The organism is Micromonospora sp. CNZ285 (assembly GCF_004637285.1).
Genome location: NZ_SPQD01000001.1, coordinates 493,054 through 514,327, shown reverse-complemented (window position 1 = coordinate 514,327; position 21,274 = coordinate 493,054). Strand labels below are relative to the sequence as shown.

At 73.2% G+C, this 21,274-nt stretch carries 16 protein-coding genes; 10 read left to right on the top strand and 6 right to left on the bottom strand.

Features of this window, described 5'->3' with window-relative positions; all coding sequences use genetic code 11:
• Positions 1 to 1,491: an aldehyde dehydrogenase family protein gene (locus CLT75_RS02365; RefSeq protein ID WP_135239274.1), complete on the bottom strand. Its 1,491-nt coding sequence runs from the start codon at positions 1,489 to 1,491 to the stop codon at positions 1 to 3.
• A 76-nt stretch (positions 1,492 to 1,567) separates the two neighbouring features.
• Between CLT75_RS02365 and CLT75_RS02360 the strand changes: the two genes are divergently transcribed.
• Entirely contained in the window at positions 1,568 to 2,719 is a 1,152-nt protein-coding gene (locus CLT75_RS02360) for an acyl-CoA dehydrogenase family protein (protein ID WP_135239273.1), read from the top strand.
• 32 nt (positions 2,720 to 2,751) lie between these two features.
• Positions 2,752 to 4,698: a GMC family oxidoreductase N-terminal domain-containing protein gene (locus CLT75_RS02355; RefSeq protein WP_135239272.1), complete on the top strand. Its 1,947-nt coding sequence runs from the start codon at positions 2,752 to 2,754 to the stop codon at positions 4,696 to 4,698.
• Positions 4,699 to 4,704: 6 nt separating this feature from the next.
• Here the strand turns inward: CLT75_RS02355 and CLT75_RS02350 are convergent, their stop codons facing one another.
• Together CLT75_RS02350 and CLT75_RS02345 are read right to left on the bottom strand one after the other, a co-directional pair.
• Positions 4,705 to 6,852, bottom strand: a complete 2,148-nt coding sequence (locus CLT75_RS02350) for a 3-hydroxyacyl-CoA dehydrogenase NAD-binding domain-containing protein (RefSeq protein ID WP_135239271.1) — start codon at positions 6,850 to 6,852, stop codon at positions 4,705 to 4,707.
• A 9-nt stretch (positions 6,853 to 6,861) separates the two neighbouring features.
• Entirely contained in the window at positions 6,862 to 8,076 is a 1,215-nt protein-coding gene (locus CLT75_RS02345) for an acetyl-CoA C-acetyltransferase (RefSeq protein ID WP_135239270.1), read from the bottom strand.
• A gap of 163 nt (positions 8,077 to 8,239) precedes the next feature.
• On the opposite strand from CLT75_RS02345, the gene CLT75_RS02340 reads away from it, so the two are divergent.
• Both CLT75_RS02340 and CLT75_RS02335 read left to right on the top strand, forming a co-directional pair.
• Complete coding sequence (locus CLT75_RS02340) at positions 8,240 to 9,442, top strand: TetR/AcrR family transcriptional regulator (protein WP_135239269.1); 1,203 nt, start codon at positions 8,240 to 8,242, stop codon at positions 9,440 to 9,442.
• A gap of 93 nt (positions 9,443 to 9,535) precedes the next feature.
• A complete protein-coding gene (locus tag CLT75_RS02335) occupies positions 9,536 to 10,699 on the top strand; it encodes a TetR/AcrR family transcriptional regulator (RefSeq protein ID WP_199733106.1) in 1,164 nt (387 codons plus the stop codon).
• Positions 10,700 to 10,712: 13 nt separating this feature from the next.
• Here CLT75_RS02335 and CLT75_RS02330 read toward each other — a convergent pair whose 3' ends face one another.
• Entirely contained in the window at positions 10,713 to 11,930 is a 1,218-nt protein-coding gene (locus CLT75_RS02330) for an oxygenase MpaB family protein (RefSeq protein WP_135239267.1), read from the bottom strand.
• 153 nt (positions 11,931 to 12,083) lie between these two features.
• On the opposite strand from CLT75_RS02330, the gene CLT75_RS02325 reads away from it, so the two are divergent.
• Positions 12,084 to 13,055 carry an oxygenase MpaB family protein gene (locus CLT75_RS02325; RefSeq protein ID WP_135239266.1) on the top strand — a complete coding sequence of 324 codons (972 nt, stop codon included), beginning with the start codon at positions 12,084 to 12,086 and terminating at the stop codon, positions 13,053 to 13,055.
• Here the strand turns inward: CLT75_RS02325 and CLT75_RS02320 are convergent.
• A complete protein-coding gene (locus tag CLT75_RS02320) occupies positions 12,963 to 14,825 on the bottom strand; it encodes an AMP-dependent synthetase/ligase (RefSeq protein ID WP_135239265.1) in 1,863 nt (620 codons plus the stop codon). The genes CLT75_RS02325 and CLT75_RS02320 overlap by 93 nt on opposite strands.
• A gap of 204 nt (positions 14,826 to 15,029) precedes the next feature.
• On the bottom strand, positions 15,030 to 15,779 hold the full coding sequence (locus tag CLT75_RS02315; protein ID WP_486485326.1) for an SDR family NAD(P)-dependent oxidoreductase: 750 nt from the start codon (positions 15,777 to 15,779) through the stop codon (positions 15,030 to 15,032).
• Positions 15,780 to 15,958: 179 nt separating this feature from the next.
• On the opposite strand from CLT75_RS02315, the gene CLT75_RS02310 reads away from it, so the two are divergent.
• From CLT75_RS02310 to CLT75_RS02290, 5 genes are all read left to right on the top strand, one after another.
• Complete coding sequence (locus tag CLT75_RS02310) at positions 15,959 to 17,158, top strand: oxygenase MpaB family protein (protein WP_486485038.1); 1,200 nt, start codon at positions 15,959 to 15,961, stop codon at positions 17,156 to 17,158.
• 65 nt (positions 17,159 to 17,223) lie between these two features.
• Positions 17,224 to 17,799: an isoquinoline 1-oxidoreductase gene (locus CLT75_RS02305; RefSeq protein WP_135239262.1), complete on the top strand. Its 576-nt coding sequence runs from the start codon at positions 17,224 to 17,226 to the stop codon at positions 17,797 to 17,799.
• 74 nt (positions 17,800 to 17,873) lie between these two features.
• A complete protein-coding gene (locus CLT75_RS02300; RefSeq protein WP_091423722.1) occupies positions 17,874 to 19,058 on the top strand; it encodes a zinc-dependent alcohol dehydrogenase in 1,185 nt (394 codons plus the stop codon).
• A complete protein-coding gene (locus CLT75_RS02295) occupies positions 19,055 to 19,999 on the top strand; it encodes an SDR family NAD(P)-dependent oxidoreductase (RefSeq protein ID WP_135239261.1) in 945 nt (314 codons plus the stop codon). The genes CLT75_RS02300 and CLT75_RS02295 overlap by 4 nt, the downstream gene beginning before the upstream one ends.
• A gap of 116 nt (positions 20,000 to 20,115) precedes the next feature.
• Entirely contained in the window at positions 20,116 to 21,261 is a 1,146-nt protein-coding gene (locus CLT75_RS02290) for an MBL fold metallo-hydrolase (protein WP_135239260.1), read from the top strand.
• Positions 21,262 to 21,274 lie beyond the last annotated feature (13 nt).

The following is a 21,274-nucleotide window of genomic DNA, read 5'->3' as shown; positions in this document are numbered from 1 at the left end:
TCACCGGCGGCCATGACGCCACGCGAACATCGCCAGCGAGCGCTTCATGGCGGAGGCGGACGGCTGGAGCGTCATCACCTCGATCAGCGGCCGGAACCGCTGCCACGTCACCGATCGCGCCCGGCTGAACTCGCGCAGGCCGTCCGCGCCGTGGACCCGGCCGAACCCCGAGTCGCCCACACCGCCGAAGGGCAGTGACGGCACGCCCGCGTACCCCAGCACCGAGTTGACCGACACCGCGCCGGCCCGCAGCCGCCCGGCGAGCGCCAGGCCACGACGGCGGTCCCGGGTGAAGATCGAGCCGGAGAGCCCGTAGCTGGTTGCGTTCGTGCGGCGTACCGCCTCGTCCGCGTCGGCCACCGGGTTGACCACGAGCACCGGGCCGAACGTCTCCTCGGTGACGGCGGTGCTGTCCTCGGGCACGTCGGTCAGCACGACCGGCTCCACGAACGGGGGCCGCACCGAAGCGGCGTCACCGACCACCGCCCGGCCGCCCCGGTCGAGCGCGTCGGTGACGTGGCGCCGCACGACCTCGGGCTGGGTGGGCGTGGTCATCGGCCCGTACGCCGCGTCCGGCTCGGCACCCGGCCGCACCTGCCGCGCCAGCTCGGTGAGCGTGGCCAGGAACGGCTCGTAGACGGACCGTTCGACGTAGACGCGCTCGACGCCGGCACACGTCTGCCCGGCGTTGCCCAGTCCGCCGAAGACCGCCGCCTGCGCTGCCGCGTCGAGGTCGGCGTCGGCGGTGACGATCAGCGCGTCCTTGCCGCCGCCCTCGATCACCACCGGCGTCAGGCTCTCGGCGCAGGCGGCCATGACGGCGCGCCCGGTCGCTGCCGACCCGGTGAACGCGATCTTGTCGACCGAGGCGCGGCACAGCGCGGCGCCGGTCGTGCCGTCGCCGGTGACCACCTGGAGGACCGGGTGCTCGGGAAGCAGCTCGTGCCAGCGCTCGGCCAGCCACACCCCGACGCCCGGGGTGAACTCGCTGGGCTTGAACACCACCGCGTTGCCGGCGGCGAGCGCGTGCGACACCGCACCCATCGGCGTGTAGACGGGGTAGTTCCACGGCCCGATCACGCCGACCACGCCGTACGGCACGTACTCGACCGAGGCGGCCTGGTTGAACGCGAGCATGCCGGAGGGGACCGACCGTCGCCTGAGCACCCGTGCGGCGTGCCGGGCCGCCCAGTCCAGGTGCTCGACCGCGAGCATCACCTCGAGCTGGGCCCCGGCGAGGCTCTTGCCGGTCTCGCTCCGGACGATGCCGGCCAGTTCCTCGATGCCACCCGCGACCGCCGCCTTGTACGCCAGCAGGTGGCGGCGGCGCTGCCTGGCGTCCAGACCGGCCCACCAGCCGGCCGCCTCGCGGGCCCGCGTCACGGCGGCGCGCACGGCGTCGTCGTCGGCGATGTCGTAGTCGGCGCGGTGCTCACCTGTCACCGGGTCGACGACGCGCAGCCGGCGGGGGTGCTCAACGAGGGACGTCATCGGCGGCCTCCTGACATTTGATATTCGATAGTTTAGCCTTGCTGTCAATCCCTCACGATGCGCTGGAGGTACCGCGGTGGAGTGGAGCGACGAGCAACTGTCACTTGTCGAGGCGGTGCGGGACTTCTGCCGCCGCGAGGTCGGCACCCGCGAGCAACGGCACCGTCTCACCGACGGCGGGCGGGAACCGCACAGCCCGGAGCTGTACCGGAAGATGGCCGACCTCGGCTGGCTGGGCCTGTCGCTGCCGGAGGAGTTCGACGGCGGCGGCGCCGGCATGACCGAGCTGTGCCTGTTCCTGGAGGAGACCAGCCGGGCGATGGCGCCCATCGGCGGCTTCACCACCTCGATCATCGTCGCCGCCACCTACCAGCGGTTCGGCACGCCGGAGCAGAAGAAGCTGATCCTCAGCGGCGTGGCCCGCGGCGTGGTCGAGGCGGTCGCGATGTCCGAGCCCGAGGCCGGCTCCGACGTGGCGAACCTGAGCTGCCGCGCCGAGCGGCGCGGCGACGGGTGGGTGGTCAACGGGCAGAAGACGTGGTGCTCCAACGCCCACCTGGCCGAGCACATCCTGCTCGTCGCGCGCACCTCGGGCCGGGCCGGCGACCACCAGGGCCTGACCATGTTCCTGGTCCCGGCCGGCGCGCCCGGCCTGACCGTCTCCGGCATCGACACCATGGGCGGCCGCGAGGTGAACGACCTCTACTTCACCGACTGCCTGCTGCCCGTCGACGCGGTGGTCGGCCGGGTCGACCACGGCTGGCGGCAGCTGATGGCCGGGCTCAACATGGAACGCCTGATCCTCGCCAGCGTGGTGCTCGGCATCGCCCGGCGCGCGTTCGACGACGTGGTGGCGTACGTGAAGGACCGCCGCCAGTTCCGCCGGCCGATCGGGTCGTTCCAGGTGATCCGGCACCGCCTGGCCGACCTGGCCACCGAGATCGAGTGCGCCCGGCTGCTCGTCTACGACACCGCCGCGACGGTCGACAGGGCGCCGGACACGGTGCTGCCCCGGGAGAGTTCGATGGCGAAGCTCAAGGCCACCGAGACCGCCCGGCGCGTCGCGCTGGACGCGATGCAGATGATGGGCGGGTACGGCTACACCACCGAGTTCGACATGGAGCGCCTGGTCCGCTCGGCGATCGTGTCCACCGTGTACGGCGGCGCCAGCGAGATCCAGCGCGAGATCATCGCCAAGACGTACGGCCTGTCCGAGCAGATGTCCTGACCCACCCGGCCCCTCGGTCGATCGGAGGCACCGTGCACCTGTCCGACCGCCAGCGCGCCGCCCTGGCGAGCATCTGCGACACGTTCGCGCCGGGTGACGGCGCCGGGATCCCGTCTGCCAGCCGGCTCGGCGCGACCGAGGTGATGGCCGCACTCGTCCTGCACAATCCGCGCGCCGCCGAGGTCCGGCAGTTCCTGCGGCTGCTGGACCGGTGGGACTCCCCCGCCACCCAGTTCGTCCTCGGCGGTTGCGCGCAGCCGTTCTCCCGGCAGTCGCAGGAGCGCCGGGAGAAGACGCTGCTCGCGCTGGCCCACTCGCGGGTCACCGCCAAACGGGCGCTGTTCCAGGCACTCAAGGGCGCCGCCACCCTCTCCTACTACCTGACGCCGGGGCCGGCCGGGCACTCGCCCGTGTGGGACGCCATCGGCTATCCCGGACCGCTCGGGGTCCGGGCCGACGCGCCCGCGCCGCCGCTGACCCCGGTCCGCCCGTCCGCGCCGGCCACACTGGACTGCGACGTCGTCGTCGTCGGATCCGGCGCCGGCGGCGGCACTGCCGCCGCGGTCCTCGCCGGGCACGGCCTGGACGTGGTCGTCGTCGAGAAGGGCGGCTACTACGACGACCGGGACTTCGACGGCGGGGAGCTGTCCGGACTGTCCCGGCTCTACGCCCCGGGCCCCGCCGCCACCGCCGAGGGCCAGCTCAGCCTCCTCCAGGGGCAGTGCCTCGGCGGCGGCACAGTGGTGAACTACACCACGTCGTTCCCCACCCCGGCCCGGGTACGCGAGGAGTGGGCCGCGCTCGGCGTGCCGCAGTTCGCCACCGACGAGTACGACAGCTGCCTCGACGCGGTGTGGTCGAGGCTCGGCGTCAACCGCGAGCACGGCCGGATCTCCTCCCGGGACGCGCTGATGGAGCGCGGACTGAACCGCCTGGGCTGGCACGTCGACGAGATGCCCCGCAACGTCGACGGCTGCGACACCGGTGTCGAGTGCGGGCGCTGCGGCCTGGGCTGCCGGATCGGCGCCAAACGGTCCGCGACGAAGACCTGGCTGGCCGACGCGGAGCGCGCCGGTACGCGGCTCGTCGTCGGCGTCGACGTGCGGACCGTCACCGTCGAAGCGGGCCGGGCGACGGGCGTGACCGGCCACACCGCGGACGGCCACCCGGTCGCCGTACGCGCCCGCGCCGTGGTGGTCGCGGCCGGCAGCGTGCAGACACCCGCACTGCTCCGCCGCTCCGGGCTCACCAACCCCAACATCGGCCGGCACCTGCACCTGCATCCGGCGACCGGCGTGTGGGGCGTGTTCGCCGAGGAGGTCCGGCCGTGGGAGGGCGGGATGCAGACCCGGTACTCCACCGAACACGCCGACCTCGACGGCCGCGGCTACGGCGTCATCTACGAGACCGCCGCCACCAACCCGGCCACCGCTGTGTCGTTCATGAGCTGGACAGGCGGACGGGCACATCTGGACCGGATGCGCGCGCTGCCGCACCTCGGCGGGGTCGGCGTGATCACCCGCGACCGCGACAGCGGTGAGGTGCGGGTCGGCCGCGACGGCGAGCCGGTGGTGCACTGCCGCCTGTCCCCCTACGACGCGGCCCATCTGCGAGCAGGGATCGCCGGCGCGGCCCGGATCGTCGAGGCGGCCGGAGCGCTGCGGCTCTGGTCCGGACACCAGCGCGGCCCGGTCTGGGAACGCGGCACGGGTTCCATCGACGAGTTCGTCCGGCACGTCGAGACGCTGGGGACCGCGCCCGGGCAGGTCGCCATGGCCGCCCTGCACATCATGGGCGCGGCCCGGATGGGCGGCAGCGCGGCGACGTCGGTGGCCCGGCCGGACGGCGCGACGTGGGAGGTCCCGAACCTGGTCCTCGCCGACGCGTCGACCTTCCCGGGGTCGCTGGGCGTCAACCCGATGATCTCCGTGGAGGCCATCGCGTACATGAACGCCCAGCGACTCGCCGCCGCGCTCTGACCGCCGCTACTCGAACCGCTCGCCCCGCTCGGCCATGGCGACCAGCAGCGGCGGCGGGTCGAACCGCTCGCCGTAGCACTCGGCCAGCACCCGGGCACGGGCCACGAAGCCCGGCAGCCCGCCGTCGTACTGGTTGACGTACTGCAGGACGCCGCCGGTCCAGCTCGGGTAGCCGATGCCCAGGATCGAGCCGACGTTGGCGTCGGCCACCGAGGTCAGCACGCCGGAGTCCAGGCACCGCACCGACTCGATCGCCTCGATGAAGAGCATCCGCTCCTTGAGGTCCTCGAAGGGCGTGTCCAGGTTCGTGCCGCCGAACTGCTCCCGCAGCCCCGGCCAGAGCCCGGCCCGCTTCCCGTCACGGTAGTCGTAGAAGCCAGCGCCGCCGGAGCGTCCGGTCCGGCCGCACTCGTCGATCATCCGGTCGATCACCGCGTCGGCCGCGTGCGGCGTCCAGGTGCCTCCGGCGGCCACAGTGGCCGCGGCCGTCTCCTGCCGGATCTTCCGGGGCAGGGTCAGGGTCAGCTCGTCCATCAGCGCGAGGACCGGCGCGGGATACCCGGCCTGGCTGCTCGCCTGCTCGATGGTCGCCGCCGGGATGCCCTCGGCGAGCATCGCCACGCCCTCGTTTGTGAACGTCCCGATCACCCGGCTGGTGAAGAAGCCCCGGCTGTCGTTGACCACGATCGGCGTCTTGCGCAACTGCCGGACGACGCCCAGCGCGCGGCCCAGCGTGGCCTCGTCGGTCCGCTCCCCGCGGATCACCTCGACCAGCGGCATCTTGTCCACCGGGGAGAAGAAGTGCAGTCCGACGAACTCCTCCGGCCGGCTGACGCCCTCGGCGAGCAGCGTGATGGGCAGCGTGGAGGTGTTGGAGGCGATGAGCGCGTCCGGCGCCACCTGCTCGATCTCGGCGTACACCTTGTGCTTGAGCGCCGGATCCTCGAAGACCGCCTCGATCGCGAGGTCGACGCCGGCCAGATCGGCGAGGTCGCCGGTGGCGTGGATGCGGCCCAGGATCTCGTCCCGCTTCTCCGGCGTGGACCGGCCCCGGGCGACCGCCTTGTCGAGCAGGCCCGCCGAGTACGCCTTGCCGCGCGCCGCACCCTCGGCGGTGACGTCCTTGAGCACCACCCGCATCCCGGCGCGGGCGCAGACGTACGCGATGGCGGCTCCCATCATGCCCGCGCCGACGACGGCGACGCTGCGTACCGGCTCGTGGTCGCCTCCGGCGGTGCGGGACCGGGCGGTCTGGAGGTCGAAGAAGAGCGCCTTGATCATGTTCTTGGCGACCTGGCCGGTGGCCAACTCGGTGAAGTACCGCCCCTCGATGACGAACGCGGTGTCCAGGTCCACCTGGGCACCTTCGACGGCGGCGGCGAGGATGTTGCGGGGCGCCGGGTAGGGCGCGCCCTTGAGCTGCTTGCGCAGCAGCGCGGGCATGGCCGGCAACTGCATCGCGAGCCCGGGGCTGGACGGGGTGCCGCCGGGCATCCGGTAGCCCTTGCGGTCGTACGGCTGGGTCGCGTCCGGGTGGGCGGCGATCCAGTCGCGGGCGGCGGCCATCAGGGCGTCCCGGTCGGCGGCGAGTTCGTCGACCAGCCCGTGCGCGAGCGCGTCCTGCGGCCGGCGGCGCTGGCCGCGCAGCAGCCAGTCGGTCAGCGCGGCGGTGACGCCGAGCAGCCGGACGGTACGCACCACGCCGCCGCAGCCGGGCAGCAGGCCGAGCGTGACCTCGGGAAAGCCGATCTCGATGCCCGGGTCGTCGAGCACGATGCGGTGGTGGCAGCCCAGGGCCAGCTCCAGCCCGCCACCGAGGGCCGATCCGTTGACGGCGGCGACGACCGGGCGGCCGAGCGTCTCCAGCCGGCGTACGGCCTGCTTGAGCGCGGCCGCGTCGGCCGCTGACGCCTCGGCGTCGGCGGGCGTGAGCCGCACCAGGGTCTCCAGGTCGCCGCCGGCGAAGAACGTCTTCTTGGCCGAGGTGACGATCACGCCGGTGATCCGGTCACGCTCGGCTTCGAGCCGGTCCACGGTGGCCGCCAGGCTCTCGCCGAACTCCGCGTTCATCACGTTCGCCGAGCGGCCGGGGTGGTCGAGGGTGAGCAGCACGATGCCGTCGTCGCCGTGCTCCCACCGGATGGTGTTTGCCATTCGTGCTCCTCAGATTCGTTCGATCACGGTCGCGATGCCCATGCCGCCGCCCGCGCAGAGCGTGGCCAGGCCGTAGCGGCCGCCGCGTCGTTCCAGTTCGTCGACGAGCGTGCCGAGGATCATGGCGCCGGTCGCGCCGAGCGGGTGGCCCATCGCGATCGCCCCGCCGTTGGCGTTGACGATGTCCGGGTTCAGGCCGAGGTCGGCGACGAACCGCAGGACCACCGCGGCGAACGCCTCGTTGATCTCGACCAGGTCGAGGTCGTCGACGCCGAGACCGGCCTTCGCAAGCGCCTTGCGGGCGGCCGGTGCCGGGCCGGTCAGCATGATGGTGGGGTCGGCGCCGCTGAGCGCGGTGGCCACGACGCGGGCGCGCGGGGTGAGACCGGCGGCGGCGCCTGCCGCCTCGCTGCCGATCGTGACGAGCGCGGCGCCGTCGACGATGCCGGAGGAGTTGCCCGCCGTGTGGACGTGCTCGATGCGCTCGACCCAGTGGTACTTCTGCAACGCGACCGCGTCGAAGCCCGCCTTCTCGCCGATCTCGGCGAACGAGGGGCGCAGCGCGCCGAGGCTCTCCGCCGTCGAGTCGGCCCGGATGTGCTCGTCCCGGTCCAGCACGGTGAGCCCGTTGCGGTCGCGGACCGGCACCACTGACCGGGCGAAGTAGCCGTTGGCCCACGCCTTCGCGGCCCGCGCCTGCGACTGGAGCGCGTATGCGTCGACCGTCTCCCGGTCGAAGCCGGCGATGGTGGCGATGAGGTCGGCGCTGATGCCCTGCGGCACGAACCCGGTGGTGAAGTTGACCTCCGGGTCGAGCGCCCACGCCCCGCCGTCGGAGCCCATCGGCACCCTCGACATCGACTCGACGCCACCGGCGAGGACGAGATCCTCCCAGCCGGAGCGCACCTTCTGCGCGGCGATGTTCACCGCCTCCAGGCCGGAGGCGCAGAAGCGGTTGAGCTGTACGCCGGCCACCGTGTCGGGCAGGCCGGCGGCGACGGCGGCGGTCCGGGCGATGTCGGCGCCCTGGTCGCCGAGCGGGGACACCACCCCGAGCACGATGTCGTCGATCAGCGCCGGATCGAGGCCGGGCATCCGCCGCAGGGTCTCCTCGATCAGGCCGGTGATCAGCGAAACCGGCTTCACCCCGTACAGCGATCCGGTCGGCTTGCCCCGCCCGCGCGGCGTGCGCAACGCGTCGTAGATGAACGCATCGGTCGTCATGCCAAGCTCCTCATCGCTCACCGCATGCGAATTTCGCCTAACTTTTCTTGAGCCTGCCGCCGCTTGTCAAGAAGCGTCAGGCGCTGTCCGGCTCCGAACCTGGGCGACGAGAACCGCCGAGGGGTGTCACCTGGGGCACGCGAGGGAGCGCTAACGTGTACGGGTGCGACGAGCAGCAGGCGACACCGCCCCGGCACCGGTCAGACGACCAAAGGACCGCAAGGCCCGGATCGCGCTCGCCGGCGCCGAGTTGTTTTGCGAGCGGGGCTACCACGGCGTCTCGGTGGACGAGATCGCCGCCGCCGTCGGCATCAGCGGGCCGGCCGTCTACCGGCACTTCCCGAACAAGTACGCGATCCTCGTGCACGCCACCCGGGAGGTCGTCGGCGCCCTGCTCGCCGCGACCGAGCAGCCGGCGGCGAGCAGCGCGGACGGGCTGCTCGACGAACTGCTGCGCGCGCTCGCCGAGGTCGCGGTGAGCAGGCGGCGGGTGGCCGGGCTGTACCAGTGGGAGGGCCGCTACCTGACGCCCGAGCACCGGCAGGAGTTCGCCGTCTCGATGGCCACGCTGGTCGGCCGCGTCGCCGCGCCGCTGCGCGAGTTGCGCCCCGATCTGACCGCCGCGCAGGCGGACCTGCTGGTGAACGCGGCGCTGAGCGCGTTCGGCAGCGTGACCACGTACCGGACCGCCGGCGCCGACACCGAGCACCTGCTCACCCGCGTCGCCTGGACGCTGCTGCGGACCGACGCGCCCACGGTGCCGCCCCGGCGCGATCCCGCGCCGCGGGACACGCCCGCCACCGGGCCGGTGCGCCCGGCGTCGCGCCGCGAGCTGCTGCTGATCGAGGCGATGCGGCTGTTCCACAGGCACGGCTACCACGCCGTCGCGGTCGAGGACATCGGCCGTGCCGCGGGCATGCAGGCGTCCAGCGTGTACCGCTACTTCCCCGGCAAGGCCGACCTGCTCGCGGCCGCCTACTACCGGGCCACCGACCGGCTGACCGGTGCCACCACCGCGGCGATCGCCGAGGCGAGCGACCCGGCCGACGCGCTGCACCGGGTGGTGCGGGCCTACGTCGACTTCGCGTTCGGCCAGAGCGACCTGGTCGCGGTGTACCTGGCGGAGAACAACAACCTGCCGGACCGGGACCGCCACGAGTTGCGCGGCGCGCAACGCCTGCACGTCGAGGAGTGGGTGGGCCTGGTCCGGGCGGTACGGCCGGACCTGCCGGCCGGCGACGCCCGCGTCCTCGTGCACGCCGCGCTGAACGTGGTCACCGACGTCGGACGGCTCGGCCGCTTCGACCGCACCGCGGGCTACGACACCTGGACCGCCCGGCTCGCGCTCGCCGTGCTGCACGCCTGAGCGGCGTCATCGCGAGGGCGCGGGCGGCGTGAACCGCTGTGGTTGACTGACACCTATGGTCCTGTGCCCGTCCGCGTCCGCCCGGACGGTCCGGTGACCACCGGGCCGGCCGCGGCCACCCGGCCACGCAACCGCAGGCAGGTCATCGTGGAGTCGGCCGGGCAGGTGTTCAGCGAGCGCGGCTACCACGGCGCGTCCATGGAGGAGATCGCCGCGGCGGTCGGCATCAGCGCGCCGGCGCTGTACCGGCACTTCCCGAACAAGTACGCGTTGTTCGCCGAGTGCGCCAACGTCATGGTGGACAACCTGGTCGGGGTCGTCGACGAGTGGCCGCCCGACGCGGCGCTGGCCGACGTGCTGCTGGCCCTCACCCGGGTCACCGTCGCGCACCGCGCCTCCGGCGGCATCTACCGGTGGGAGGCCCGCTACCTCGGGCGCGCGGACCGCCACCTGCTCCGCGCGAAGTTCGGCCACGTCGTGGGCCGGGTCACCGAGATGGTACGGCGGGAGTACCCGCTGCCCGACGAGCGCCTGCGGGCGGTGGCCGCGCTCGGGGTGATCGGCTCGGTGACCATGCACCACACCTCGATCGCCCAGCGCCGGATCGAGGATCTGGTGCTCCGGTCCGCGATGCGGGTGGTGGCCACCGACCCGACGACCGCCGCCGGGACGGCGCGGCTGGTCGAGCTACCCGCCCAGCCGGTGCCCCGGACCCGGCGCGCGGAGATCCTGGCCGCGGCCGTGCCGCTGTTCGCCCGGGACGGGTTCGCCACCGTCACCAACGCGCAGATCGCCCAGGCGGTGGGGCTCGCGCCGTCCGCGATCTACCGCCACTATCCCGGCAAGGTGGACATCCTCGTGGCCGCCTGCCTCCAGGCGGCGGAACTGCTCGCCCAGGCCGTGGACCGCAGCCTCCAGCGGGCGGCCGATCCTCGTCAGGCGGTGGTCGCGCTGGCGGCGGCGTACGTGGCCTACTGCTTCGAGCACAACACCCTCAACAGCGTCGCCGAGGCCGAGGTGGCCGGGCTTCCGGACGACGTCCGGCGTCCGCTCATCCTCGCCCAGCGGGAGCACATCGCGGTCTGGGAGCAGCAGTTGCGGGCGGTCCGGCCGGACCTGGACCGGCGGCAGGCCCGGCTGCTCGTGCACGCCGGCTTCGGCGTGGCGGTGGAGGCCGGGCGGGCCCTGCGCTGGCAGGACTCGCCCGGCCACCGGGACGCGGTGACCGCGCTGGTCACCGGCGCCCTGACGCTGTGAAGCCGCACGCGCCTCAGGTGCCCGGCCGGTTCATGACCGGGATCGTGATCGGGGTGTGCGACGCGGACGAGCCGTTGTTGAGGAACAGCATCGCCAGCCCGCGGATGAACCTGTCGAACAGGCCGAACGTCTCCGGCATGAGCGGCGAGAGCCCTTCGCGGAACATCACGTACGTCGGCCAGCCGGCCTCGATCACGCCCCGGGAGATGTAGTCGCGGGGCAGCCGCAGCCAGTCGCCGATCCGGTCGGTGAGCACGTAGCGGGCGAACTCCCGCTGGAACCCCCGGGTGACGCCCAGGTCCACCGAGGACGTCAGGTTCAGCAGGATGTCGGCCAGGTCGATGCCCTCGGGCGTCGGCGCGAGGAGCGGGGACAGCGCGTACCGGGACTGCTCCTCGGCGGCGGCCCAGCTGTTCGGGATGAACTCGTGGCGGACCCCGAGCAGGTGCAGCGCGACCTGCCACATGTGCAGGTAGGCCTCCTCCTCCGCGGCCGACATCCGCAGCCCCCAGCGACGCCAGTCGAGCAGCTTGCGGTGCACGTACGTGCCGAGGCTGTGGAAGGTGATGAGGATGTCGCCGTTGCTGATCGGGATCGGGTGGTCGGTGACGCCGCGCCACGGCGCGGACTGCGGCAGCAGGTGCCGTACGGCCGCGTGGGTGAGCCGCGTCTTGTGCGAGGTGACCACGAAGCTGCCGGTGGCCTTGAACGCGTCGGGGGCGCTCAGGTCGTAGCCGTAGGTGAAGGTCTTCGCGGCGCGCGACTTCATGTCCGCGCCGCCCTCGGACCAGTAGACGTTGCGGGCCTCGCGCGGGATCACCGTGCTCATGATCCCGCTGCCCAGGCCGTAGAGCAGGAACAGGTACATGCTCATGCGCTTGTTGAACTGGGCGGCGCGCTCCAGCTTGGCCTGGTCGGCCCAGGACGGCAGCGTGTTGACGCGCCGCAGGTAGGTGGTGAGCGCCGGGGGCAGGCCGGCCGGCAGCGCGTCGCCGTTGCGGATCCAGGACGCGAACGCGGTGTTCACCGCCGGGATCTGACCGGCGTCCAGCAGCGAGGCGACGAGCGGGTCGGTGTCGTCGTCCCAGACGTCCCACGGGTCGGTGACCGTGTCGGTCCCGGCGATCGAGCCGGACGACGACCACGCCCACGCCTTCGGGGCGTCCGCCACCGCTACCAGTCCCAGCGCGGCGCCGAGCGTCAGGACGCTTCGTCTACTGAGATTCTCCATTAGCACCACTTCCCGGTTTCGACCGGACATCGCCCTGAACACCGGCCCGTGAGGTGCGCACAAGCAGGTTTCGAGTTATCCGGGGATGTGATTTTCTATTAACATAGAGGAGCTTGACTGCATCGGCAAGGGTGGACGGTGGGGGTGGTGGCGATGGCTCGTGAGGGGCGGTACCGCTGGTTGCGCCGGATCGAGACGCTCGATCCGGTCCGCGACCACCACGAGATCTACCGGCTCTCCGCCGGGTACGAGTTCCCCTTCGACTACCAGCGGGCGCTGGAGCTGGCGCTGCTGCGGACGTACTGCGTGCCGAGCATCTCCGCGCTGCTCGACGCGACCGGCGAGTTCCGGCTGCGGGCGCAGCAGCGCTACGACGACACCGCGCTGCTGATGGCCGAGATGCTGGAGCACGGCTACGACTCACCGCGCGGCCGGGAGGCGCTGCGGGTGGTCAACCGGGCGCACGGCCGGTTCGCGATCTCGAACGACGACATGCGGTACGTGTTGTCCACGTTCGTCTACGAGCCGATCGACTGGCTGGACCGGTACGGCTGGCGCCCACTGCACGAGCACGAGCGGCTGGCCGCGTTCCACTACTACCGCGCGGTCGGCGCGCGCATGGGCATCCGCGACGTCCCGGCGGACTTCGACGCGTTCCGAGCGTTCAAGGACGCGTACGAGCGGGAGACGTTCCGCCGTACGCCGAGCAACGAGCGGGTCGCGGCGTACACGCTGGACCTGTTCGCGTCCTGGTACCCGGCGCCGCTGCGCCCGGCCGCGCGGCTCGCGGTGCGCGCGCTGCTATCGCCCGAGATGCGCACCGCCTTCGGGCTGCCGGCCGCGCCGCGACCGCTGACCGCGCTGGTCGGCGGCGCGCTGCGTGCCCGGGCCGCCGTGGTGCGGCTGCTGCCCGCGCGGACCGTGAGCCGGCTGACCCGCGCGCCGCGCAACCGCACCTATCCCGGCTACCCGCGGGGGTACCGGCCCGCCGACCTCGGCGCGCCGCCACCCCCGCCCGGCATCGACCCGGCGCTACTCCGTGACGGGCTCCGCCACCGCGTCGCCCGGCCGGTAGAGGGTGTCGATCCGGTCGCCGTACCGGTCGACGATGACCCGGCGCCGTAGCTTCAGCGTCGGGGTCAGCTCGCCCGACTCCGGCGTCCACGCCGACGGCAGCACCTGGAACGTCTTGACCTGCTCCGGCCGGGCGAGGCGCGCGTTCGCCGCGTCCACGGCGGCCTGGATCTCGGCCAGCAGCACCGGGTCCGAGGCCAGCGTGGGCAGCTGCGGCTCGCTGACGCCGTGCGTGCGCGCCCACTGCGGCGCGACCTCCTCGTCCAGCACGATCAGCGCCGTGACGTACGGCCGCCGGTCGCCGATCGCGACCGCCTGGCCGATGAGCGGGTGCGCCCGCAGCAGGTTCTCGATCTGCGCCGGCGAGATGTTCTTCCCGCTGGACGTGATGATGAGTTCCTTCTTGCGGTCGGTGATGGTGAGGAAGCCGTCGTCGTCGAGCGTCCCGACGTCGCCGGTGGCGAGCCAGCCGTCCGCGTCGACGACCGGCTCGACGGTGCCGTCCTCGCGCAGGTAGCCGGAGCACACGAGCGGACCCCGGACGAGAACCTCGCCGTCGTCGGCGAGGCGTACCTCCATGCCCACGTTCGGGCGACCGACCGTGCCGGTGCGGAAGCGGTCGGGGGTGTTGAGGGTGGCGGTGCCGGTGGTCTCGGTCAGACCCCACACCTCCAGCACGTCGACGCCGAGCCCGGCGAGGAACCGCAGCACGTCCACCGGGATCGGGGCGGCGCCGCTGCCGGGCCAGGTCATGTTCTGCAGGCCGAGGGTGGCCTGCAACGGCCGCAGCACGGTGTCCCGGGCCTGCGCCACCCGGGCGGCCAGCTCGTCCGGCACCGGCTCTCCGGCCGCGCGCAGCTCGTACGCCTCCAGGGTCACCGCGCTCGCGGCGGCGACGGCGGCGCGGACCGCGGGCTCGGCGGTGGCCAGGTGGGCCTGGACGCCGGCGGCCATCTTCTCCCAGACCCGCGGCACCCCGAAGAACGAGGCGGGACCGACAGCGCGCAGCGCCGCGACGAGCTGCGTGGCGTCGCGGCAGATGGTCACGTGCCCGGCGCGGTAGATCGGGTTGTAGATGCCGAGGAACCGTTCGGCGATGTGCGCGAGCGGCAGGTAGGCCACGGTCGGCGCGTGGTCCGGGACGGACACCATCGCCTCCAGCGCCACCGCCTGGTAGATCACGTTGTGGTGGCTGAGCACGACGCCCTTCGGGTTACCAGTCGTCCCGGACGTGTAGAGCAGCGTCACCGGCTGCTCGGGCCGGATCGTGCGCCAGCGCCGCTCGAAGGCGTCCGGGTCCGCCTCACGCGCGGCCCGGCCGAGGGTACGCACGCGGGACAGCGGCACGGCCTCGGTAGCCGGTTCGGCGGGCTCGTCCACCAGCACCACCCGGAGCAGGTCGGGCAGGTCGGCCAGGATCGGCCGCCAGCGCTCCAGCTCGGCCGGCCCTTCCAGCACGAGCACCTGGGCGGCGCTGTGCCGGGCCAGGTAGCGCATCTGCTCGGCGCTGAGCGTCGGGTAGATCGTGGACGGCACCGCGCCCAGGTGGACCGCGGCGAGGTCGACCAGCCAGTGCTCGGTGCGACTGGACATCATGATCAGCATGTGCCGCCCGGTCTCCAGGCCGATCTCGGCCAGGCCGGCGGACAGCTCGGCGACCTCGTCGCGCAGCTGCGCCCAGGTGCGGGTGTCGTCCCGGCCGAGCGTGGTCAGCGCGGGCCGGTCGGCGTGCTCGGTGGCGTTGCGGTGCAGCAGCGCCGGGACGGTCAGGTCGGCGGCTTTCTTGGCGCAGTCCTCGGCGAGGACGTCGGCGGGGTCCATGGGCTACTCCTTCACACGCAACCGGGCCTGGTGGTGGCAGGGCTGGCCGCACCCCTCGCCGTGGTGCCCGCGCGGGTTCCGCAGCCGATGGCAGCACTGTAAACGAGGGTTAACTTTCTGGGAAGGAGTGGCCGCGATCTGGCGCGGTATAGCGTCGTAACGGCAACCTGGCGACGAACGCGGACTAACCAAACGGCCCGCCGGTCACTGCGCGGTCCAGCCACCGTCCACGTGCAACACGCTGCCGGTGACGTAGCTCGCGGCGTCCGAGGCCAGGAACAGCACCGCGCCGACCACCTCCTCGGGACGGCCGAACCGCCCCATCGGGATGCGGTCGCGCAGCCGCTTCGACCACTGCTCGTGGCCCCGCAGCCCCTCGGTCATCGGCGTCTCCAGATAGCCGGGCGCCACCGCGTTGACGCGCACGCCCGCCGCCGCCCACTCCAGCGCCAGCGTGCGGGTGAGCTGCTCGACGCCGCCCTTGCTGGCGCTGTACGCGGCCAGGCGCGGGAAGCCGACCTGACCGTGCACGGAGGACATGTTGACGATGCTGCCCGCGCCCTGCTCGACCATGAGCGCGCCGGCCGCGCGGGCGCAGACGAACACCCCGGACAGGTTGGTGTCGATCACCTGCTGCCAGTCACCGAGGCTGAGCCGCTCGCTGCGGTGCAGCGCCGGGCTGATGCCGGCGTTGTTGACCAGGACGTCGAGCCGCCCCCACCGCCGCCGCGCCAGGGCCACCACGGCGTTCGCGGCCGACTCGTCGGCGACGTCACCGGCGACCACCTCCGCCGTGCCGCCGCCGGCCGCGATCCGGTCCCGCACCTCGTCCAGCGCGTCCGGCCGCCGGGACTGGAGGATCACCGACGCGCCGGCCCGGGCCAGCCCCTCGGCGATCGCCGCGCCGACGCCCTGACTGGCTCCGGTCACCCACGCGACCCTGCCCGACAGCATCCCCTCGACCACCGCCACGGTGGGCTCCCCTCTTCTTGATCCATCGACAGTTGTCATCGTGAGCCTTGTGGACACCGTTACCACGTGCTCTCATGTGATACACGGGCGCAACATTCGTTTCACCGTATCAGCGGCCTCGACCCCGAGGAGTGAACGTGGAACCGGTAAGCAGACGCAAGATGTTGAAGGCCGGCGGAGCACTGGGCGCGCTCGGCGCGCTGAGCGTCGCCGCGCCGGCACAGGCGCGATCGGCGTGGACCTGGTCGCCCAAGGGATCGGTGGCCGGCGCCGGGGCGGGCGTGGACCCGCGCTGGGTGTGGGACGAGGAGGCCGACCCGCTCGTCGCCTCGCTCCTGGACCGGGGCGACGCACCACTGGTCAACCAACTGCTGCGGACGTGGACGAAGAACGGCCAGCCGCTGCCGTCCGGCCTCCCGGCGGACGTGCGCCAGTTCATCGAACGCGCACGCGTGCTGCCGTCCTGGGTCGACCAGGGCAAGCTGGCCACCGCCGTGCGCTTCAACGAGAAGCGCGGCCTCTACCTCGGCGTGCTCTACGGCCTGGCCAGCGGCATGATGAGCACCGTCATCCCGAAGGAGGCGCGCGCCGTCTACTACTCCAAGGGCGGCGCGGACATGAAGGACCGCATCTCCAAGACCGCCAAGCTCGGATACGACATCGGCACCGCCAACGCGTACCAGCCCGACGGCTCGATGATCGTGACCGCCGTCAAGACCCGGATGGCGCACGCCGGCGTGCGTCACCTCCTGCCGCAGTCGCCCGAGTGGGCCGACGTCGCACCCGAGGACATCCCGATCAGCCAGCGCGACCTGATGGTCACCTGGCACAGCCTGCCGACCACGGTCATGCGGAAGCTGACCGACTGGCGGGTGCCGATCCCCGCCGCCGAGTCGACCGCCTTCCTGCACCTGTGGCAGGTGGCCGCGCACATGCTCGGCATCAGGGACGAGTACATCCCGGCCACGTGGAGCGAGGCGAACGCCCAGGCCAGCGAGGTCCTCGACCCGATCCTGGCACCCACCCGCGAGGGCAACGCGCTCGCCGACATCCTGCTCGGCCTCGGCAGGGAGATCGACGCCGGGCTGCTCAGCAAGCCCATCCTCGGCTCGTTCACCCGGTTCATGCTCGGCAACCAGATCGCCAACTGGCTGGAGATCCCGCGCGACCTGCTCTGGGACACGCTGCTGCGGACGAGCTGGGGCCCGTTCATCGCGGTCCGGGAGGCGCTGCTGCCGTTCCCGCTCGCACCGGAGTGCTACTGGCTGTTCGACGAGTTCCTCCGCAAGCTCGCCCTGCTGTTCCTGTCCGAGGGGCAGTCCATCAACATCGAGATCCCGCTCGGCAACCGCGAGTTCTGACCACCGCGTCGCAGCCGGGGCGCCTCCCGTCCCCGGCTGCGGCGACGAGCGCCCGGGTGAGCACCATGACCGCGCCCCTCCCCCCGTTCCTGGGCTACGTGCTGGCCGCGCCGGTCCTCGTGGCCGCCGCCGAACTCACCGCGGCGTACCCGGGCGCCGCCCGGACGCCGTCGCCGGACGTGGCCGGGCTGCTCGGCCTCGGCGAGATCATGACGGCCGCGGCCCTGCCCGGGGCGGCGCTCATCTCCGTCGAGGTCGACCCGGACGGGACCGTGTCGTTCACGCTGCCGCCGGACCGGTACGACGGCGACACCTCGGCCGCCGAACTGATCGCCGACGGGCTGTCCGTGCCGCGCCGGCGCGTCCGTGTGCCACCGCCACGGCCGGCAGCGGGCCGGACGCGTGGCGCACCCCATCCGGCGGTCGGAACCCGTACCCCGGTCCGGGTCGCCGTGGCGGTGGCCCGGCGGCGGCTGCTGGAGGCCGCGTCGGCGGCGCTCGGCACGCCCGTCGCCGGCCTGCGGCTCGCGGCCGGCGCCGTCACCGACCGCACCGGCCGCCGCCTCGACATCGGCGCCCTCGCCGTCACCGCGGCCAGCACCAGCACCATCGCCCTGACGGTCGACCTCACGCCACGGTGACCGCCGCCGCCGATTCAACGGCCCCCTGCCGGGTAGCAGTCCGATGGACGGCACCGGAGAGGGGACAGACAGGCATGAAGGCACTGACCTGGCACGGCAAGCGGGACGTTCGCGTCGAGGACGTCCCGGACCCCCGGATCGAGGAGCCGACCGACGCGATCGTCCGGATCACCTCGACCGCCATCTGCGGTTCCGACCTGCACCTGTACGAGGTGCTCGGGCCGTACCTGAAGCCCGGCGACATCCTCGGGCACGAGCCGATGGGCATCGTCGAGGAGGTCGGGTCCGGCGTGACCCGGCTCAAGAAGGGTGACCGCGTGGTCATCCCGTTCAACATCTCCTGCGGCTCGTGCTGGATGTGCGAGCGGCAGCTCTACGCGCAGTGCGAGACCACGCAGGTGACCAGCCAGGGCAAGGGCGCGTCCCTGTTCGGCTACACCTCGCTGTACGGCTCGATCCCCGGCGGCCAGGCCGAGTACCTACGCGTGCCGCAGGCCCAGTTCGGCCCGATCACGATCCCGGACAGCGGCCCGGACGAGCGCTGGCTCTACCTGTCCGACATCCTGCCCACCGCCTGGCAGGCGGTGAAGTACGCGGACACCCCGCCCGGCGGCACGCTCGCCGTGTTCGGGCTCGGCCCGGTCGGGCAGTTCAGCGCCCGGATCGGCCGCCACCTCGGCGCCGGCCGCGTGATCGGGCTGGACCTGGTGCCCGAGCGGCTGGAGATGGCCCGCCGCCACGGCATCGAGGTGCTCGACGTCAGCCAGCTCGACGACGTGCCCGGCACGCTCATCGACCTGGTCGACGGGCGCGGCCCGGACGCGGTGATCGACGCCGTCGGCATGGAGGCGCACGGCGCGCCGCTGGGCAAGATGGCCCAGACCGCCGCCGGGCTGCTGCCGGACAAACTGGCCCAGGCGATGACCGACAAGGCCGGCGTGGACCGGCTCGTGGTGCTGCACGCCGCGCTCAAGGCCGTGCGGCGCGGCGGCACCGTGTCGATCTCCGGCGTGTACGGCGGCGAGCAGGACCCGATGCCGCTGATGGAGATGTTCGACAGGGGCATCCAGCTGCGCATGGGCCAGTGCCACGTGCGGCGCTGGGTCGACGAGATCATCCCGCTGCTGGAGCGCGACGACGACCCGCTGGGCGTGGAGGACCTGCGGACCCACCGGCTGCCGCTGACCGACGCGCCGCGCGCGTACGAGATGTTCCAGAAGAAGGAGGACGGCTGCGTCAAGGTCGTGCTGGCGCCGTGACCCGGACGGTGGTCGTCACCGGCGCGACCAGCGGGATCGGCCGGGCGACCGCCAGGGAGCTGGCGGGCCGCGGGGACCGGCTGGTCCTCGCGGCCCGCTCCCCCGCGACGCTCGACGAGGTACGCGACGAGTGCCGGGCGGCCGGTGCGCGGGCGATCGCCGTACCGACGGACGTGACCGAGCCCGGCGCGGTGGCCGCGCTGGCCGACGCGGCGCGGGCCGAGTACGGCCGCGTCGACGCCTGGGTGCACACCGCCGCGGTGATGTCCTACGGCCGCTTCGACGAGACCCCGGCCGAGGTGTTCGAGCAGGTCGTCCGCACCGACCTGCTGGCCGCCGCCGGGGTGGCCCGGGAGGCGCTGCGCCGGTTCCGGGCCGCCGGCGGCGGCACGCTCGTGCTCACCGGCTCGGTGCTCGGGCACATCACCGCGCCCTACATGAGCGGCTACGTGGCGGCCAAGTGGGGCCTGCAGGGACTGGCCCGCACGCTCCAGCAGGAGGCGCGGGAGACGCCGGGCGTCGCGATCTGCCTGGTCAACCCGGGCAGCGTCGACACGCCCGTCTACCGGCAGGCGGCCAACTACCTGGGCCGGATCGGACGGCCGCCGCCCCCGATCGCCTCGCCCGAACGGGTGGCGCGGGCCATCGTCCACTGCCTCGACCGGCCGCGCCGGGAGGTGTCGGTGGGGCGGCTCAACGTGGTCATGCGCTTCGGCTTCACCGTCCTGCCCGGCGTGTACGACGTGCTGGTCGGGCCGCTGATGCGCCTGGCCGGGCTGACCCGGCAGCCGGTCGCCGCGCACGAGGGCATCGTGTTCACGCCGAACCCGGCCGGTGAGGCGGTCCGGGGCGGGTGGCTGCCCGACGTGTCCCAGGTGGTCCGGGCTGTGGGCGGACGCGCGGCGACTGTGGCGTCCGCAGTACGCCGCCGGCTGCCCTGACCGCCGCGTGGGTGGCTGCCGTGCGGGGGCGGGCCGTCCCGTGGGCGGGACGTCGCGCGGGCGGACCGGGACGACGGTGGTTACCGTGTACGACGGGACACGGCGGAGGGACGAGTATGCGGGAACCAACGGGGCGGGAACCGGACCGGACGCGCGGCGGGCGGGTGTGGAAGCTCGCCGGGCTGGCCGCCGTCGCCGGGCTGGCCTGGGCGGCGCGGGACGTGCCCGCCCAGCTCGGCGGCCGACTCACCGGCGCCCGGGCGGACCGGGCGGCCCGGTCACCGCGCTTCCGCGACGGCACGTTCCACAACCCGGCCGGCGCCAGCGCCACGATGGTCGCCGACCCGGGCCGCAACCTGCTCCGGGAGCTGGTCTTCGGTAAGCAGAAGCGGCGGCCGGGCAGCCCGGTGCCGCTGCTGCGCCCCGGTGCCGCACCGGCCGCCGACCCGGCCCGCGAGCTGAACGTCGTCTGGTACGGCCACGCCTCCACGCTCGTCGAGATCGAGGGGCACCGGGTGCTGCTCGACCCGGTGTGGAGCGACAGGTGCTCCCCGTCCGGGCTGGTCGGCCCCCGGCGCATCCACGAGCCGCCGGTCCGGCTCACCGACCTGCCCCCGCTCGACGCGGTGCTGATCTCGCACGACCACTACGACCACCTCGACATGGAGACCGTCCGCGCGCTGGCCGACCTCCAGTCCGCGCCGTTCGTGGTGCCGCTCGGCGTCGGCGCCCACCTGGCCCGCTGGGGCGTACCCGAGCACCGCATCGTCGAGCTGGACTGGTCGGAGAGCCACCGGGCGGGCGGGCTGACGCTCACCGCGACCGCCGCGCAGCACTTCTCCGGGCGCGGGCTGCGCCGCGACGGCACGCTGTGGAGCTCCTGGACGATCACCGGTGCGCACCGGAAGGTCTTCTACACGGGCGACTCCGGCTACTTCGACGGGTACGCCGCGATCGGCGCCGAGCACGGCCCGTTCGACCTGACGCTCATGCAGATCGGCGCGTACGACAGGGCGTGGCCGCACATCCACATGTTCCCGGAGGAGGCGGTCGCCGCCCACCTCGACGTGCGCGGCGGACTGCTGGTGCCGGTGCACTGGGGCACGTTCAACCTGGCCCTGCACGACTGGTCCGAACCGGTGGACCGGCTCTGGGCCGAGGCGAAGGCGCGCGACGTGCGGCTCGCAGTGCCACGGCCCGGCGAGCGGGTGGTGGTCGACGAGCCGCCGGCGGTGGACGGCTGGTGGCAGTCGGTCGCCTGACCCGGCGCGACCC

Coding starts and splice junctions, on each gene's coding strand:
- CLT75_RS02365 (WP_135239274.1), bottom strand. CDS start 1,491: ATGACGTCCCTCGTTGAGCACCCCCGCCGGCTGCGCGTCGTCGACCCG.
- CLT75_RS02350 (WP_135239271.1), bottom strand. CDS start 6,852: ATGGCAAACACCATCCGGTGGGAGCACGGCGACGACGGCATCGTGCTG.
- CLT75_RS02345 (WP_135239270.1), bottom strand. CDS start 8,076: ATGACGACCGATGCGTTCATCTACGACGCGTTGCGCACGCCGCGCGGG.
- CLT75_RS02330 (WP_135239267.1), bottom strand. CDS start 11,930: ATGGAGAATCTCAGTAGACGAAGCGTCCTGACGCTCGGCGCCGCGCTG.
- CLT75_RS02325 (WP_135239266.1), top strand. CDS start 12,084: ATGGCTCGTGAGGGGCGGTACCGCTGGTTGCGCCGGATCGAGACGCTC.
- CLT75_RS02320 (WP_135239265.1), bottom strand. CDS start 14,825: ATGGACCCCGCCGACGTCCTCGCCGAGGACTGCGCCAAGAAAGCCGCC.
- CLT75_RS02315 (WP_486485326.1), bottom strand. CDS start 15,779: ATGCTGTCGGGCAGGGTCGCGTGGGTGACCGGAGCCAGTCAGGGCGTC.
- CLT75_RS02310 (WP_486485038.1), top strand. CDS start 15,959: ATGTTGAAGGCCGGCGGAGCACTGGGCGCGCTCGGCGCGCTGAGCGTC.
- CLT75_RS02305 (WP_135239262.1), top strand. CDS start 17,224: ATGACCGCGCCCCTCCCCCCGTTCCTGGGCTACGTGCTGGCCGCGCCG.
- CLT75_RS02300 (WP_091423722.1), top strand. CDS start 17,874: ATGAAGGCACTGACCTGGCACGGCAAGCGGGACGTTCGCGTCGAGGAC.
- CLT75_RS02290 (WP_135239260.1), top strand. CDS start 20,116: ATGCGGGAACCAACGGGGCGGGAACCGGACCGGACGCGCGGCGGGCGG.